Source organism: Cyanobium sp. Maggiore-St4-Cus (assembly GCF_024345615.1).
GTDB lineage: Bacteria > Cyanobacteriota > Cyanobacteriia > PCC-6307 > Cyanobiaceae > Cyanobium_A > Cyanobium_A usitatum.
Map to the genome: position 1 here is coordinate 1 of NZ_JAGQBL010000014.1, position 14,646 is coordinate 14,646.

12 protein-coding genes are annotated in these 14,646 nt (G+C 61.7%); 5 read left to right on the plus strand and 7 right to left on the minus strand.

The annotated features are described in order from the left end of the window. Positions 1 to 881, minus strand: an 881-nt coding sequence (locus tag KBY99_RS12315; RefSeq protein ID WP_254999345.1) for an ABC transporter substrate-binding protein, incomplete at its 3' end; no start/stop codon positions are given. On the opposite strand from KBY99_RS12315, the gene KBY99_RS12320 reads away from it, so the two are divergent. After that, on the plus strand, positions 874 to 2,169 hold the full coding sequence (locus KBY99_RS12320) for a hypothetical protein (protein ID WP_254999346.1): 1,296 nt from the start codon (positions 874 to 876) through the stop codon (positions 2,167 to 2,169). The genes KBY99_RS12315 and KBY99_RS12320 overlap by 8 nt on opposite strands. Before the next feature lie 38 nt (positions 2,170 to 2,207). Here KBY99_RS12320 and KBY99_RS12325 read toward each other — a convergent pair whose 3' ends face one another. Then, positions 2,208 to 3,848 (minus strand): ABC1 kinase family protein, encoded by a 1,641-nt coding sequence (locus KBY99_RS12325; RefSeq protein ID WP_254999441.1) that lies wholly within the window; start codon positions 3,846 to 3,848, stop codon positions 2,208 to 2,210. Between the two features lie 85 nt (positions 3,849 to 3,933). Beyond that, positions 3,934 to 5,028: an ABC transporter substrate-binding protein gene (locus KBY99_RS12330; RefSeq protein WP_254999442.1), complete on the minus strand. Its 1,095-nt coding sequence runs from the start codon at positions 5,026 to 5,028 to the stop codon at positions 3,934 to 3,936. Between the two features lie 109 nt (positions 5,029 to 5,137). Here KBY99_RS12330 and KBY99_RS12335 point away from each other — a divergent pair, with 109 nt between their 5' ends. The 4 genes from KBY99_RS12335 to KBY99_RS12350 all read left to right on the plus strand — a co-directional run bounded on the left by KBY99_RS12335 (position 5,138) and on the right by KBY99_RS12350 (position 9,352). After that, positions 5,138 to 6,337, plus strand: coding sequence for a hypothetical protein (locus KBY99_RS12335; protein WP_254999347.1), 1,200 nt, complete (start codon positions 5,138 to 5,140; stop codon positions 6,335 to 6,337). Between the two features lie 85 nt (positions 6,338 to 6,422). Next, the gene (locus KBY99_RS12340; protein WP_254999349.1) at positions 6,423 to 7,754 is read left to right on the plus strand and encodes a lysine decarboxylase; all 1,332 of its coding nucleotides are present in this window, start codon (positions 6,423 to 6,425) and stop codon (positions 7,752 to 7,754) included. Between the two features lie 7 nt (positions 7,755 to 7,761). Continuing rightward, positions 7,762 to 8,421 (plus strand): precorrin-6Y C5,15-methyltransferase subunit CbiT, encoded by a 660-nt coding sequence (gene cbiT / locus KBY99_RS12345; RefSeq protein WP_254999350.1) that lies wholly within the window; start codon positions 7,762 to 7,764, stop codon positions 8,419 to 8,421. Between the two features lie 10 nt (positions 8,422 to 8,431). Further along, on the plus strand, positions 8,432 to 9,352 hold the full coding sequence (locus KBY99_RS12350) for a phosphatidate cytidylyltransferase (RefSeq protein ID WP_261352686.1): 921 nt from the start codon (positions 8,432 to 8,434) through the stop codon (positions 9,350 to 9,352). Positions 9,353 to 9,359: 7 nt separating this feature from the next. On the opposite strand, the gene KBY99_RS12355 is transcribed toward KBY99_RS12350, so the two are convergent. Genes KBY99_RS12355 through KBY99_RS12370 form a run of 4 tightly spaced genes read right to left on the minus strand, consistent with a single transcriptional unit; the run spans position 9,360 to position 14,596 of the window. Further along, complete coding sequence (locus tag KBY99_RS12355) at positions 9,360 to 9,998, minus strand: DUF2993 domain-containing protein (protein WP_254999353.1); 639 nt, start codon at positions 9,996 to 9,998, stop codon at positions 9,360 to 9,362. Beyond that, positions 9,995 to 10,888 carry an alpha/beta fold hydrolase gene (locus tag KBY99_RS12360; RefSeq protein ID WP_254999354.1) on the minus strand — a complete coding sequence of 298 codons (894 nt, stop codon included), beginning with the start codon at positions 10,886 to 10,888 and terminating at the stop codon, positions 9,995 to 9,997. The genes KBY99_RS12355 and KBY99_RS12360 overlap by 4 nt, the downstream gene beginning before the upstream one ends. Next, positions 10,885 to 11,991 carry an iron-containing alcohol dehydrogenase family protein gene (locus KBY99_RS12365; RefSeq protein ID WP_254999356.1) on the minus strand — a complete coding sequence of 369 codons (1,107 nt, stop codon included), beginning with the start codon at positions 11,989 to 11,991 and terminating at the stop codon, positions 10,885 to 10,887. The genes KBY99_RS12360 and KBY99_RS12365 overlap by 4 nt, the downstream gene beginning before the upstream one ends. A 52-nt stretch (positions 11,992 to 12,043) precedes the next feature. Beyond that, complete coding sequence (locus tag KBY99_RS12370; protein WP_254999357.1) at positions 12,044 to 14,596, minus strand: ATP-dependent Clp protease ATP-binding subunit; 2,553 nt, start codon at positions 14,594 to 14,596, stop codon at positions 12,044 to 12,046. Between the last annotated feature and the right edge of the window lie 50 nt (positions 14,597 to 14,646).

Below are 14,646 nucleotides of genomic sequence, written 5' to 3' on the forward strand. Positions count from 1 at the left end.
GGTTTGGCCTGCTGGCGCCGCGTCAATTCCTGGTATTCCTTCACCACTGGCACCCTTTCGTTCCAAGGGAAAGGCACCACCTGGGCCACGCCAATGCCACTGGCCTCATGGCTTTTCAGGGTGGCCCGCAGGGCGCTGGTACCTACAAACGATACGTTCATCAGCTGGGCTGTGCTGCCGCGCCGCCGCATCTCGCGGCTTAAGGAGGCTGAGCTCGGGTAGGCCGCTATCACCAAAATCGCGTTGGCATTGGCGTTTTGCGCCATGCTGGCTGCCCCGCCGGTTTGGTTTGAGTTGCGCTCAACGCTGGCAGTGGCCACTGGTTTGAGGCCATGGCGTCTCAAGGCCTTGAGAGATCCCTTGAGGCCGTCTTGTCCAAAGGCATCGTTTTGATAGACAACCGCAACGCGATGGCGGCCGCTGCGCACCAGGTAGTCGACCATCCGGTCAATTTCCATGTGGTAGCTGGTACGCAGGTTGAACACCATGGGGCGATGGGGCTGGCGTAGCAGTTGGGCGCCGGTGAGTGGAGCGATCAAAGGGATTTTCTGTTTCTCGATCAAGGGCAACACCGCCTTGACGGTGGGGGTGCCCACATAACCAAACAAGGCAAACACCTTGTCGCGCTCAACCAGCTGTTTGGTGTTGCGCAGGGTGAGAGGTGGGTCGTAGCGGTCGTCGAGGCTCAGCAGCTTCAGGCGCTTGCCATGGACGCCGCCTTGGCGATTCACTTCGGCGAAATAGGCCAGGGCCCCTGCCCGGTATTCGCTGCCGAGCATGCCGGAGGGGCCGCTGAGGGCCGCCGACTGCCCCAGCACCATTTCTGTTGATGCCAGGGCAGGCAGGCTCAGCGCCAGGGCCAGCGCCGCTGAGGTGCCCACTCGCCCCCAAGCGGCTTTCGGCCTTAACTTCAGCAAAATGCAGCGGTTGGGCATGGGTAAGCGCAGGCAAAGGCCTTGGAATGTGCTGGCGATGGTTGCCGTTGTTCTGGCGGCCATCCTGGCAATTTTGGGGATCGGGCGCATTGATGTGAGCCCAGTGCTAAGTCGCGACTCTTTGCGGCTCTCCTCCGCATCCCGCGCTCTCACCACCCTGCCCCTCGGCGAGAAGCCTGCCCTTGGTGTGTGGAGCGCCATGCGGGGAGACCAGCTCAGCGCCGGGGAGGAACGGGTGGATCGGGCTGAACTGGAGCGAGCCCCCTACAAGGTGGAAGTGGGAGTGTATTCGACTAGCAATTATGAGCTAGATCTAACGGTGCCAAGCTATTCAAGTGGTGGCTATGTGTGGCTGCGCTGGGAGGAGCCTATGCAGCGCTATGTGGAAACTCATGGTGGAGATATTTCCAGCTTATTTATTGTTCTAAACACCTTGCTTTCTGATAAGGGTTCGAGCCTTGTCCCCGTCGGCGAAACGCCAGTGCGACTCTCTGACGGTAGCTACTATCAGTTATTTACCTATATTGGCCGTTATTATGTAGACAGGGCTGGCTTTCGTCACTATCCCTTCATGAATATTAGTCTGCCAATTGCCATTGAGGCTAATGACTTGGATGGGGGGCTTGGTTATCAAAATCTTCGCTTGGTCCCAGAGATCCGCAATAGCGGCATGGGTCTATATGCTCGTATTATTGGCTGGCTAAATACCGGCTGGTCGATTGCGGAATATCGGCACCACTACGCTACAAATTTTGGCCTTGGTGGCGAAGAAAATGACTATAGCCAGATCCTCTTTGAGATTTCCTATGGCACCTCTTCGTGGTCGTCTTTCTGGAGATTGTTGTTGCCCCTCTCCGTGTTGATGGCCATGGTGTTGTTGGTGTTTAAGGTGCGCTCTGATGAGCAGGATGCTCGTGCCAGTATCCCGGTCACTGTGCTCCTTACCCTGGTTTTCCTACAGCAAACCTATCGTGACAAGTTGCCTGATTTGCCCTTCCTTACCTTCCTTGATCAGGTGTACGTCGTTGCTTACGTAGTTACACTGACGGCATTTGTGTTGGTTCTGTGGATTGGACGACGCTATGCCGTGATGGAATCGATTGAAGATCCCGCCGAGAAACAAGCGTTATTGCTGCATCTAAATCGCCTTGATGATACCTGGCCCCTAGTGGTGGTTCTGTTGGGTGGTACTGCAATTACCTTCTGCTGGATGACGATCCCCCAGGTTGGCTGAGCTATTTATTGTTTAAGTCTATTGTTTAAGTCTATAATTTAAGCTGGCTGCAGTGTGAGTTTTGCCAGCATGCCACTCACCAACTTGCGAGGTGAAAAAGTACGTCCCATCAGGCCCAACAGGGCTCGCAAATCGTCTGTGTGCAGGCGATCGCCCTGAACCAGAGTAAGCAGGAGCCGTTGCCTTAGGCTGCTGCCCTCTGGGCCCAGAAGCAGCTTCAGGCCAGCTCCCGCAACTGGAAGCAAATCGGGGCTAGTGGAATCGTTCTCAACAACCGCCAATAGATTTTCTAGTCGTTCAAGCTGCAGCCGCCCTTGTCGATCAAAGAGCACCTCAAGTAGTTTTTCGCGCATCTCACTGGTGTCGCCTGCCAGCAGGCGCCGGGCCACGTATGGATAGGCAACCCTGATGATCTTGAAGCTGGGATCAAGCCGCAGGGCCAGGCCCTCCTGGCTCACCACCGCCCTAATGATCAGGGCGAAGCGAGCCGGCACACGAAAGGGATAGGCATACATCAGCTCCGAAAAGCGATCGGTGATGGCTTTGAAGTTGAAGGAGCCCACGTTGTCGCCTAGGGCGCCACCAAGCACCTCCTCAAGGGCAGGAATGATTGGCTCGAGATCGGCCCGGGGATTGAGGAAACCCAGGCTGACGAAATCAGCCGCCAGGGCGGTGAAATCCCTATTGATCAGGTGAACAACGGCACCGGTGAGGGTGAGGCGATCGCTGTCGCTAATCGAATCCATCATGCCGAAATCCACATAGGCCACATGGCCCAGGGGTCCGGTTTTGCCGGAGAGCGCAAACAGGTTGCCGGGGTGGGGATCAGCGTGGAAATAGCCGAATTCGAGCAGTTGCTGCAGCCCGGCGATCACGCCAGTGCGGATCAGGGCCGAGGGATCCAGGTTGCGGGCCTCCAGCGCCTGGCGTTCCTGCAACTTGGTGCCATTGATCCACTGGGTGGTGAGCACCCGCTGGCTGGATAGCAGTCGCTCCACCCGCGGCACGGTCACCTCTGGTTGGCGGGCGAACAGATCGGCAAATCGTTCAGCGTTATTGGCCTCGAGCCGGTAATCAATCTCCTCGAACAAAGTTGAGCCGAATTCATCGATGATGTCGCCGAGGCCAAAGCCCAGGTTGAGTGGCAGCAGCGGCGCACTCAGCACAGCCAACAGGCGGATGATCACTAGATCCCGCCGCAGAATGGTGGGCAGATTGGGGCGTTGCACCTTGACGGCCACCCAGTGGCCATCAGCGAGCTGCGCTTTGTAGACCTGGCCCAGGCTGGCTGCAGCTACGGGGTAGTCGGGGAATACCTCAAACAGCTGGTCGGCCGGGGCGCCCAATTCCTGCTCAATGGTTGCTAGCGCAATCCCATGGGGATAGGCGGGCAGGTTGTCCTGCAGCTGGGTGAGCTGTTCGAGCCAGTCTCGCCGCACCAGATCGGGCCGGGTGGAAAGGGCTTGGCCCACCTTGATGAAGCAGGGGCCCAGATCCGTGAGCGTCGTGAGAATGCGTCTCCCCAGCCGTTGCTGCACCTGGTCATTGCTGCTGTTCCCCTGCACCACCAACACCAGGGCCAGGCTGGACAGCTGCCAGATCACCACGAGCAGCCGGGCTATCAGCACCCAGGGACGCAACAGCAACCAGCGCAGGTCCCGGCCTGGGTCGTAACCCAGCTCGCTAGCAGCTTCGGCGTTGGTCAAGGCACAGCAGCCAGAGGACTGCACGACTCTAGAAACGCTGAGTTGTGGCGTTGCGGTGCTAAGGCCCCCAACGTTGCGATCCCAGAAAAGTCAATTCCACCAAATCGCTGCCCTGATTGTTGCCCGGCCCGAGCTTCAGCTTGAAGCCACCCAGGTCGAGATTTGTGAGCGTCCTGAAGGCCCCCACAAGGTTGGCGCGGCTTGGGTTAGGGCCCGCCTTGTCCAAGGCAGCGGTGAGCCAGCGGGCGGCCAGGAAACCCTCCAGGCTTGTGTAGCCGTAGCTGGCCTCCTTTTGCTGCCGCTGCATCAACTGCTGGTACTGGGCCACCACCGGGACCCTTCGGTTCCAGGGGAAGGGAACTACCTGGGAAATGCCAATACCGTTGGCCTGGCCCGCCGGCAGGGCATCCTGTAATCCCTCGATACCGACCGGCGAAAGGTTCATCAGCTGGGCCCTGCTGCCGAGCCGGGACAAGTCGCGGCTCAGAGCGGCGGAGGTTGTGAAGGTGGCGATTATCAACACTGCATTGGCATTGGCCGCCACGACTTGCCGGGCTGCTGTGTTGGTGTTGGTGGAGTCGCGCATGACCCCAGTAACTGCCGCCGGTTTCAGGTCATGACGGGCCAGGGCCTTTTTGGTGGAGCGCAGCCCATCATCTCCATAGGCATCCTTGATGTGCACCACCGCCACTTGGTGGCGGCCGTCCCGCACTAGGTGGTCGATCACCTGATCGATCTCTGCCTGGTAGCTAGCCCGCATGTTGAACACCATGGGGCGATACGGACTCAAGACGGCTTTAGCTCCGGTTCTGGGAGCGACGTAGGGAATCCCAACCTTCTCCACTAAAGGGAGGATCGCTTTTGAGTTGGCCGTGCCAAAAAAGCCGATCAGGGCGATGGCCTGCTGCTGCTCAATTAGTTGACGGGTATTACGCAGGGTGAGTTTTGGTTCGTAGCGGTCGTCAAGGCTGATAAGGCGCAATCGCCGGCCATGGATTCCCCCGCGCCGGTTTACCTCGCTGAACCAGGCGAGTAAGCCTTCTTGATAGCTCTTAGCCGTTTGGGCAGAGGCTCCACTGAAAGGTGCCGACTGGCCGATAACCAGCTCTGGTGGGGCTTTGGCAGGCTGTTTAACCGCCGCGGCTGAACGCACCAACAAGGGTGTGAGCAGAGGGAGGAGCAGTAGGGCAAGTCTCCGTTTTGCGCGTAATGTCGGATACAGCCGCCTCCGGAAACCAGTGAGGAAGCAGCGGCGCTGGAATTTGTTCGCCACGGTGTCACTCCTTCTTGCAGTGATTCTGGCCTTGATCGCGATCACGCGCATCGACATCAAACCGGTTCAGAGCCGAGATGCCCTGCGGCTTTCCACCTCAGCGCGTTCGCTCAACATCGATCCGAGCCATCTGCCCCCGAGTGGCTGGACCAGCCTGCGAGGTCAGCTGCTCAATCCAGGCGAGGCAAGTGTTGATCAGGAGGCGTTTGCCGCTGCGCCCTACCGAGCCCAGCTTGGGGTGTATGCAAATACCGCTTCTGAGCTCGATCTGAGCGTGCCTAGTTTTGCCTCCAGTGGCTACATCTGGCTGATCTGGGATGAGCCTTTGCAGCGCTATCTCGACGCGGCTGGTATCTCGATTGATCAGCGCTTCACCCTTCTCAATACCTTGATAAGCGACGCACCGCCGGATCTTCAGCCGATTGGTGAAGGCCCTGAACGACGAGTTGATGGGGGTTATTATCAATTATTTGGCTACCGGGGTCGCTACCTGCTCGATCAGGCGAGCTTTCGCCACTACCCTTTTATGAGCATCAGCTTGCCGGTATTTATCGAGGCTGATGATGTGGACGGCAGTCTTAGCTACGACAAGCTGCGGCTTGAGCCCGATATACGTGACAGTGGAATGGGGTTCAATGCTCGTATACTTGGCTGGTTGAATCAGGGCTGGTCGATCGCTGAATACCGCCACCAGTACGCCACAAGTTTCGGGCAAGGTGGTGGTGAGAGTGATTACAGCATGGTTCTATTCGAGATTTCCTTCGGAACTTCCGCTTGGGCTTCTGTATGGCGACTGTTGCTGCCTTTGGTTGTGCTTATGTCAATGGTTCTGCTTGTTTTCAAGGTGCGGCCGGATGAGCAGGATGCCCGAGCCAGTATTCCAGTGACAGTGCTGCTTACACTGGTTTTTCTACAGCAGACATATCGCAGCGATCTTCCCGTTCTTCCATTTCTGACTTTTCTTGATCAGGTTTACGTTGTGGCTTATGTGGTCACCCTGGTTGCCTTTGTGCTGGTGATTTGGATTGGTCGCCGTTACGCCGACGTGGAGGAAATAGAGGATATTGAGTGCAGGGAATTGGCCAAGAGTCGCCTTGAGCATCTGGATAGCAGTTGGCCGGTAGTGGTGGTTATTTTTAGTACTATTGCAATTGCCGTGGCCTGGTTCTCAATCCCGCCTGGGGCTTAATAAAACTTGCGGTTGGTTATGGCGCTGCTCAGGGAGCGACAGTTGGTTGTTGGTCAAACTCCCTAAATCCCTTGCTTCCTGACCCATGGGCCTGCCGCTGCATCTGCCGGCCCACGGCCGCGGTCGGGGTCTGTCTCCTGCCCTGCGGAGCCTGCTGCGTCAGCGGCCGGGCAGCTGGGACCTGCCGGAGCTGCCAGAGCAGGGTGGCCCCCTGATCGATACCGGTGCCGTCGCTGAGGCTCAGCGGCGTTGTGCCTCCCAGCTTGGAGCGGAGGCGCTCTGGTTTGGTGTTAATGGTGCCAGTGGCCTGCTGCAGGCAGCCCTGCTAGCCCTCGCTCCCCCTGGCAGCCGGGTGCTGCTTCCCCGCAACCTGCACCGCTCCCTGCTGCACGGCTGCGTGCTGGGCCAGCTGCGGCCCGTGCTGTTTGACCTGCCCTTCGATCCGGCCAGCGGCCTGTGGCTGCCACCGAGTCCAGCCCATCTCGAGGTGGTGCTTGCAGCAGCAGAGCAGGATGGTCCCCTGGCGGCCCTTGTGCTGGTGTCGCCGAGCTACCAGGGCCAGCGAGCCGAGCTGCCGGCCCTGGTGGCATTGGCCCACGGCCGTGGGCTACCCGTCCTGGTCGATCAAGCCCACGGCCGCGGCGAGGCCTTGGCGGCCGGGGCCGACCTGGTGGTGCTCTCGGGCCAGAAGGCTGGCGGCGGTTTGGCCCAGAGCGCCGCCCTGCTGCTGCAGGGCGGCAGGGCTGATCGCGATGCCGTGGCCCGGGCCTTGCTTTGGCTGCAGACCTCCAGCCCCAGCGCCCTGCTGCTGGCCTCCGCAGAAGCTGCCCTCGACGACCTCACCAGCTCGGCGGGCCGGCGCCGCTGGCAAGCGGCATGGCGCTGCGGCGAGCGCCTGCAGCGCCGCTGTCGTGCGCTGGGCTTGCCCCTGGTTGCAAATAATGACCCGCTGCGGTTGGTGCTGCACACCGCTGCCATGGGAATCAATGGGCTGGAGGCCGATGCTTGGTTGCTGCAGCGGGGTGTGATCGCCGAGTTGCCGGAACCGGGGGCGCTCACTTTTTGCTTGGGTATGGCGCCGCCCCCTGGGCTGGTGTGGCGCCTGCCCCACCAGCTGCTGCGCCTGCGGCGTGCCCTGGGGGGACCACCCCTGCCACCCTTCAGCGCGCCACCGCTGCCGCTGGTAGCGGAGCCGGAACTGCCCCTGGCCGAGGCCTGGCGCGCTCCGGCGGAAGTCGTGGCTTTGGCGGCGGCAGCTGGACGGATCGCCGCCGAACCCCTTTGTCCCTATCCGCCCGGTATTCCCCTGCTGGTGCCCGGCGAGCGGATCGATCTGGCTAGGGCTACCTGGCTGCGGCAGCAGCAGCACCTTTGGCCAGGCCAGATCGCTGATACGGTGAGGGTTGTGGCCGGATAGGAGGCCGATGGATTCCAATGCCGCGGCCGATCTAGGCCAAGCTTCCCAGCAGCCGACCTACCAGTGGGATTTCGTCACCCCTGGGCTGCCGGATAGTGCCTTTGAAGACGCTCCGGGCTTCAGCCCCACCCCCATGGAGCTGAGGGTGATGCTGCTGGCCCATCTGCGCCCCCGCGCCGATTCCCTGGTGTGGGATGTGGGCGGCGGCACCGGTGCCCTGGCCCTGGAAATCGCCCGGCTGATGCCCAGGGGTGCGGTGCATACCCTCGAGCGCGACCCCGATGCCATCGAGTTGTTGGAGCAAAACCGACGCCGTTTTGGCATCAGCAACCTGCACATTCACGCTGGCGCTGCGCCCGATGATCTGGACCAGCTGCCCGCCCACCCAGATCGGGTGCTGCTGGAGGTGGGACGGCCCTTGGGTGATGTGCTGCTAGCGGTATGGGAAGCGCTGGTGCCCCGCGGGCGCTTGGTGATCAGCACCGCCAGCCTGGAGGGCTTGGTGGATGCCACCGATACCCTGGGCCAGCTGGCGGCCCGCGATGTGCAGGTGGTGCAGGCCACCGTGCACCGCATGCAACGGCGCGGCAGCCAGGCCAAATTGGCTGCGGCTGAACCACTGTTTTTGATTGCTGCCGAGCGCTCAGCCAGCTCTGAGCCCTTCTGATCGCCGCGTGTTGATACCCCCTACCCAGCCAGCTAAACCCCGCACCGCCACCTCCCTGCCCCGGTTGCTGAGCGGCTGGTTGGCTGGGGGCTTTGGCTTCGTGGTGGTGATGCTTGGCGGCTGGTGGTTCACGGTGGCCGTAGGGGTGATCGTGCACTTGGGGTTGCTGGAGTTCTTCCGGATGGCCCAGTTCAAGGGGATCCGGCCCGCCACCAAAACCACCCTGGTGGCGGTGCAGCTGCTGCTGGTAACCACCCAGCTGGCCAGTGGCAGTGACTTACTGGGTGGCGGTTGGTTTGCCGGCGATGTGGCCGCAGCGGTGCTGCCGGCCTCTGGGGCGGTGATCTGCGGCTGGCTGCTGTTGCAGCCGGTCACCGGCACCATCGCCGACATCGCGGCTTCCATTTTCGGGCTGTTTTACCTGGGTTTTCTGCCCAGCTACTGGATACGTCTGCGCGACCTGGCCGGCGACGCTCTGGCGCCCAACCTGGCCGGCCAGCCCTGGCCCGCCAGCGCCGGGCTCGCCCTCACCCTGCTGGCCTGCTTCCTGATAGTTGCCACCGACATCGGCTCCTACGTGATCGGCCGCCGGCTGGGGCGCCATCCGCTTTCGCCAATCTCCCCTGGCAAAACGGTGGAGGGTGCCCTGGGCGGGGTGGCCTGTGCTGTGGCGGTGGGTGCTTTCGGCGGCACCTTGATCGGCTGGAGCTGGGGCTGGCTGATCGGTGCGGTGCTCGGTGCGGTGGTGGCCCTGTTTGCCCTGGTGGGTGATCTCACCGAATCGATGATGAAGCGCGATGCAGGCCTAAAGGATTCCGGTGATGCCATCCCTGGCCATGGCGGGATCCTGGATCGAATCGACAGCTATCTGTTTGTGCCGGCGGTGGTTTACTCGCTGGTAACCCTGGTGTTGCCGCTTTTGCAGGGCTAGTGCAGGGCTAAGGGCTCACCTGGGCTGTGCCAATCAGCTGCACCATGCCTGCTTCTATGCGGGCATCACTGATGTGGATGCCGGGATCCATCGGCAGCCTGCTGCTGACGTTGCCGACTACGGAGCTGATTTCGATGCTGCCCCTGGCTGCCACAACGGTGGTGGCCAGCTCGACCAGGTCTGGAGTGCCGAGGGCCCGGGCTGCAAACACCAGGTTGTCGCGGCACATGCGCAGTTCCACCAGGGGCACGATGCCAAGCAGGGCTTCGCCTAGGCCATCGCCTAAAGCGCGCCACTGGGGGGCGCTGAGGGAGCGGGTGAGGCCGTCGGCGGTGAGGCTCACCTGGCCCTGGATCTCGAAGGCCCGCTCCAGCTGCAGCGGTTGGCCCTTGAGCAGGTTGCCGCTGTGCACCTGGATGGGACCGCTATTTAGCTCCACCAGCTCGAAGTGGAGGCCTTTGTAGATCACCCTGCGGGCCAGCAGTTGCACGCCGGCCAGGCGACCGCGCAGCAGTTGCAGGCCAGTTCCTTGCAGCTGGATATCGAGACTGCCGATGGACTGGCACTGCTGGCGCACCCAGAGCTGCAGGCCGCTGGCCAGCAGCTGCATCACCGGCCCGCCTGGTTTGTCGTCGCTGCTGCTCATTGCTGGGAAGGGGCGCCGAGCCAGGTGGCGGCGACGGTGGCGGTCTGGTCGAGGTGCGGTAGGTGGCCGCAGGCATCAAGCTCACGCACCCGCTCTCCTAACAGGGCCAGGGCCGCCCGCTTCTGGGGTGTCCGCAGGATGCGGTCATTGGCGCCCCACAGCACCGTGATTGGTTGGTTGGGCAGGGGGGCGCCGCTGCCGGCGAAGCCACCGGAGCGGGCAAAGCGCCGCAGGGCATCAGCCCAGCCAGGGCTTTGCAGGTGCAGCGAGGCGATCTCCAGTTCGGCAGCTCCCACGGCGGCGTCCGGATCGGCGAAGGCGGTGCGGCAAAGGCCCCGGCGCACCCCTGGCAGGGCCAGAAAGCGCACCCCCAGGCCATCGAGCAGGGGGGGCAGGGGCATGGGACGGCCAGTTAGGCCGGCGGGAGCTAGCAGCAGTAGCCGATTCACCTGCTCGGGCAGGCGTCGGGCCAGCTCCACCGCCACCGAGCCACCCATCGAGGCGCCGATCAGGCCGAGGGGGGCGGGATTGCGGCTGCCAATTTCCCCCGCCAAAACCTCCAGGTGGCGCAGCACGCCACTGGGGCTGTAATCGCCGCCGGTGGGCCTTGGGCAGAAGCCAAAGCCGTAAAGGTCGGGAATGAATAGCTGCACGCCGCTGGCCAGCAGGGGTGCCAGACGCCGGAATTCCAGGAAGGAACTATCAAAGCCATGCAGCAGCAACACCGGTGGCCCTTCGCCCAGCACGGCCACAGGCCAGGGCCCCTCCTCGCCGAGTTCAGGCAGGGGCCACCACTGCACCTGCGCTGCCAGAGCCCTGCCCTGGGGATCTAGCAGGCTGCGGGCCGCTGCCGCCACCAGGGCTTGCTGGGGTGTGGGCTCCCTGTTCACGCGGGCTGGCGCTCGCTGCTGCAGGTGCTCACCAGGGCGGCCAGTAGGTCGTTGGGCCCTACGGCAAAGGGCAGGTGGTGCAGATCTGAATCATCGCGGCAGGCAAAGGCGCAGGCCTGCTGCAGCTGGTGCAGGCCTGCCTCAGCCAGGCCAAGCTCCTCCAGGCTCACCGGCAGGCCGAGCTTGCGGAACAGGGGCAGCAGCTGGCGCCGGGATTGGCCGGCGAGCTGGTTGCCGCCGAGCACCTCCTCCAGCCGCAGCTGCACCAGGATCCCGAAGCCCACTTTCTCGCCATGTAGGCGGCCATGGCTGGCCTCCAGTTGGGTGAGGCCGTTGTGAACGGCATGGGCAGCCACGGTGCGGCAGCGGGCTCCCCCAATACCGCCGATCAAGCCAGCGCTGAGCCCGCAGGCTTCAGCTACCCGCTCCCAGGCGGCGCCGTGGGGATCCTGGAGGGCAAATTCAGCTTCCAGCATGAGTTGGTCGCGCAGCACCCGGGCCATCTGAACCGCTTGCTGCACCAGGCCATCGCCGCTAGCGCCACTACTCACCGACGACTCGTACCACTTGGCCATGGCGTCGGCGATGCCGCTTGCCAAGGTGCGGGCTGGGGCTTGGCGGACTAGGTCGTGGTCAAAGATCAACAGATCTGGGCAGCGGGCCAGGGCCACATCGCCCAGAAAGGCACCTTCAACTGAATAGATGTTTGCCAGGGCAGTCCAGCCCGCGCAGGTGGCCGCACTGGTGGGCGCAGTGATGCAGGCCAGACTCAGCCGGTGGGCCAGCAACTTGCCGGCATCGAGCACCTTGCCGCCACCAATGGCCACAACTGCATCGCAGCCTTGCTTTTGACAAATGGCAGAGACCTTTTTCAGGTCTTCTTCGCAGCAGTCGAACTGCAACTCGGCGCAGTGGGGCTGGAGCCCAGCCTGGTGTAGGTCGGCAACCAGTTGCTGCCTCAGCTGGGCTGTTACGGCGCTGCGACCTAGCACCAGTGGGCGCTGGCCCAGGGCTGCAAGCCGCGGGATGCCCTGGAGCCACGCTCCAGGGCCCCTCAACACCTCTGCAGGTGCGATGGCGTGTTGGCTCAGGGAGTTGTTCATCCCGCTGCTGCTTTCATCCCCAAGTGATGGTACGGGCTAGAGCCGAATCCCCTCAAACTCCAGCCGCAGCCAATTCCGGCTCGGCCGGCAGGGCTGCCTGCTTGCGGATAAATACCTGCTTGTCCTCGTTGACATCCACCAGGGCGGAGTCGCCATCGCCAATCCGTCCGGTGAGGAATTCCTCAGCCAGCGAATCTTCAAGCAGCCGCATTACTGCTCGGCGTAGGGGACGGGCGCCGTAGGAGGGGTTGTAGCCCTCCTCGACCAGCCGTTCCTTAAAGGCTTCAGTAACGGATAGGGCAATACCCTTCTCCAACATCCGGCCGAACACTTCTTTGAGCATGATCTCGGCAATGTCTTTGACTTCCTCGCGGTTGAGCTGACGGAAGACAATGATTTCGTCGAGGCGGTTGAGGAATTCGGGGCGGAAGTATTGCTTCAGCTCCTCATTGACTAGCGAGCGAATGCGGTTGTAGTTGGTTTCATCTGCATCACCACCGCCGAACTCAAAGCCAAGGCCGCCGCCGCCCTTTTCAATCACCTTCGAACCAATGTTCGAGGTCATGATTATGAGGGTGTTCTTAAAGTCCACCGTGCGGCCCTTGGAATCGGTCAGGCGACCGTCTTCGAGCAACTGCAGCAGCAGGTTGAACACATCGGGGTGAGCTTTTTCGATCTCGTCGAATAGCACCACGGTGTAGGGACGACGGCGCACAGCCTCGGTGAGCTGGCCACCCTCATTGAAGCCCACATAGCCGGGAGGGGAGCCGATTAGCTTGCTGACCGTGTGGCGCTCCATGAATTCCGACATGTCAAGCCGGATCATGGCTTCTTCGCTGCCGAAGAAGTAAGCCGCCAACGACTTGGTGAGCTCGGTTTTGCCAACGCCGGTGGGGCCGGAGAAGATGAAGCTGGCAATCGGGCGGTTGGGATTTTTCAGCCCCACCCGGGCCCGGCGGATGGCACGGGACACGGCCTTAACGGCTTCGTCTTGGCCAATCAAACGCTGGTGGAGGGTCTCCTCCATGTTCAGCAGCTTGGCTGTCTCGCTTTCAGTGAGCTTCTGAACAGGCACACCAGTCCAGGAGGCAACGATGTGGGCGATGTCCTCCTCCGTAACCATGGGCGTGCGATCGCCTTCGGCGGCGCCTTCAAAAACCGCTACGGGTGCACCACTACCGGCCTCAGCGGCCACGGACTCGGATGCTGGCTCTTCATCTTTGCGGGTCTGCAGGATCGAGCGAATCTGCTCGCGCAGCTCTACTTCCTTATCGCGCAACTCACCAGCCTTGGTGAAGTCTTGCTCGCGCACGGCCTGTTCCTTGTCTTTCTGGACAGCGCGCAGCTGCTTGTCGACTTCCTTGGCGGCCGGCGGCAACTTGGAATTCATCAGCCGCACCCGGCTGCCGGCCTCATCAACCAGGTCGATTGCCTTGTCTGGAAGGAAGCGATCAGAGATGTAGCGGTCGCCCAGGGTGGCTGCCGCAATCAGGGCCTCATCGGCGATCTTGAGGCGGTGGTGAGCTTCGTAGCGATCCTTGAGACCGCGCAGAATTTCGATCGTGTCGATAACGGAAGGCTCGCCCACCATGACCGGTTGGAAGCGACGCTCCAAGGCCGCGTCGCGCTCGATGTGTTTCCGGTACTCATCAAGGGTGGTGGCACCGATGCACTGAAGTTCGCCCCGGGCTAGGGCCGGCTTGAGAATGTTGGCGGCATCGATTGCACCTTCTGCTGCACCTGCGCCGATCAAGGTATGCACCTCATCGATCACGAGGATCACGTTGCCAGCGCTGCGAATCTCCTCCATGATTTTTTTGAGGCGTTCCTCAAATTCACCCCGATATTTGGTGCCTGCCACCAGCAGGCCGATGTCCAGGGTGAGGACTCGCTTGTCTTCGAGGATGTCTGGAATATCACCAGAATTGATCCGCTGAGCCAAGCCCTCGGCGATGGCTGTTTTGCCAACGCCAGGCTCGCCAATTAGGACCGGATTATTCTTAGTGCGACGACCCAATATTTGTATTACCCGCTCAATTTCGTTCTGACGCCCCACCACCGGATCGAGCTTGCCATCGGCGGCCTGCTGGGTGAGGTTGCTGCCGAACTCGTCGAGGGTTGGTGTTTTTGTGGAGCCCTTGCCGCTGCCGCCACCGGCGGCGACTTCGGCTGTTTCGCCCAGCATGCGGATCACCTGGGTGCGCACCTTGGCTAGGTCAACGCCAAGGTTTTCCAGGACCCGAGCAGCTACACCCTCACCCTCACGGATCAAGCCAAGCAGCAGGTGCTCGGTGCCGATGTAGTTGTGACCAAGCTGGCGAGCTTCTTCTAGGGAGAGTTCAAGCACTCGCTTGGCGCGAGGAGTGAAAGGGATCTCCACGGCGACGAAGCCGGAGCCTCTGCCGATGATTTTTTCAACCTCAACGCGGGCATCTTTAAGGTTTACCCCCATCGACTTGAGCACCTTGGCGGCAACGCCAGTGCCCTCACCGATCAGGCCAAGCAAGATCTGTTCGGTGCCCACAAAGTTGTGGCCAAGGCGGCGGGCCTCCTCTTGGGCCAGCATGATCACCTTGATGGCTTTCTCGGTAAACCGCTCGAACATTGGCCTAGGCCTGGTGCAAGTGCTTCCAAGCTACCAGGGTTAACAGGTGA

What these genes read in the sequence shown, in the direction of transcription:
- KBY99_RS12355 (WP_254999353.1), bottom strand. Translation starts at nt 9,998, where the DNA reads ATGAGCAGCAGCGACGACAAACCAGGCGGGCCGGTGATGCAGCTGCTG.
- cbiT (WP_254999350.1), top strand. Translation starts at nt 7,762, where the DNA reads ATGGATTCCAATGCCGCGGCCGATCTAGGCCAAGCTTCCCAGCAGCCG.
- KBY99_RS12340 (WP_254999349.1), top strand. Translation starts at nt 6,423, where the DNA reads ATGGGCCTGCCGCTGCATCTGCCGGCCCACGGCCGCGGTCGGGGTCTG.
- KBY99_RS12365 (WP_254999356.1), bottom strand. Translation starts at nt 11,991, where the DNA reads ATGAACAACTCCCTGAGCCAACACGCCATCGCACCTGCAGAGGTGTTG.
- KBY99_RS12370 (WP_254999357.1), bottom strand. Translation starts at nt 14,596, where the DNA reads ATGTTCGAGCGGTTTACCGAGAAAGCCATCAAGGTGATCATGCTGGCC.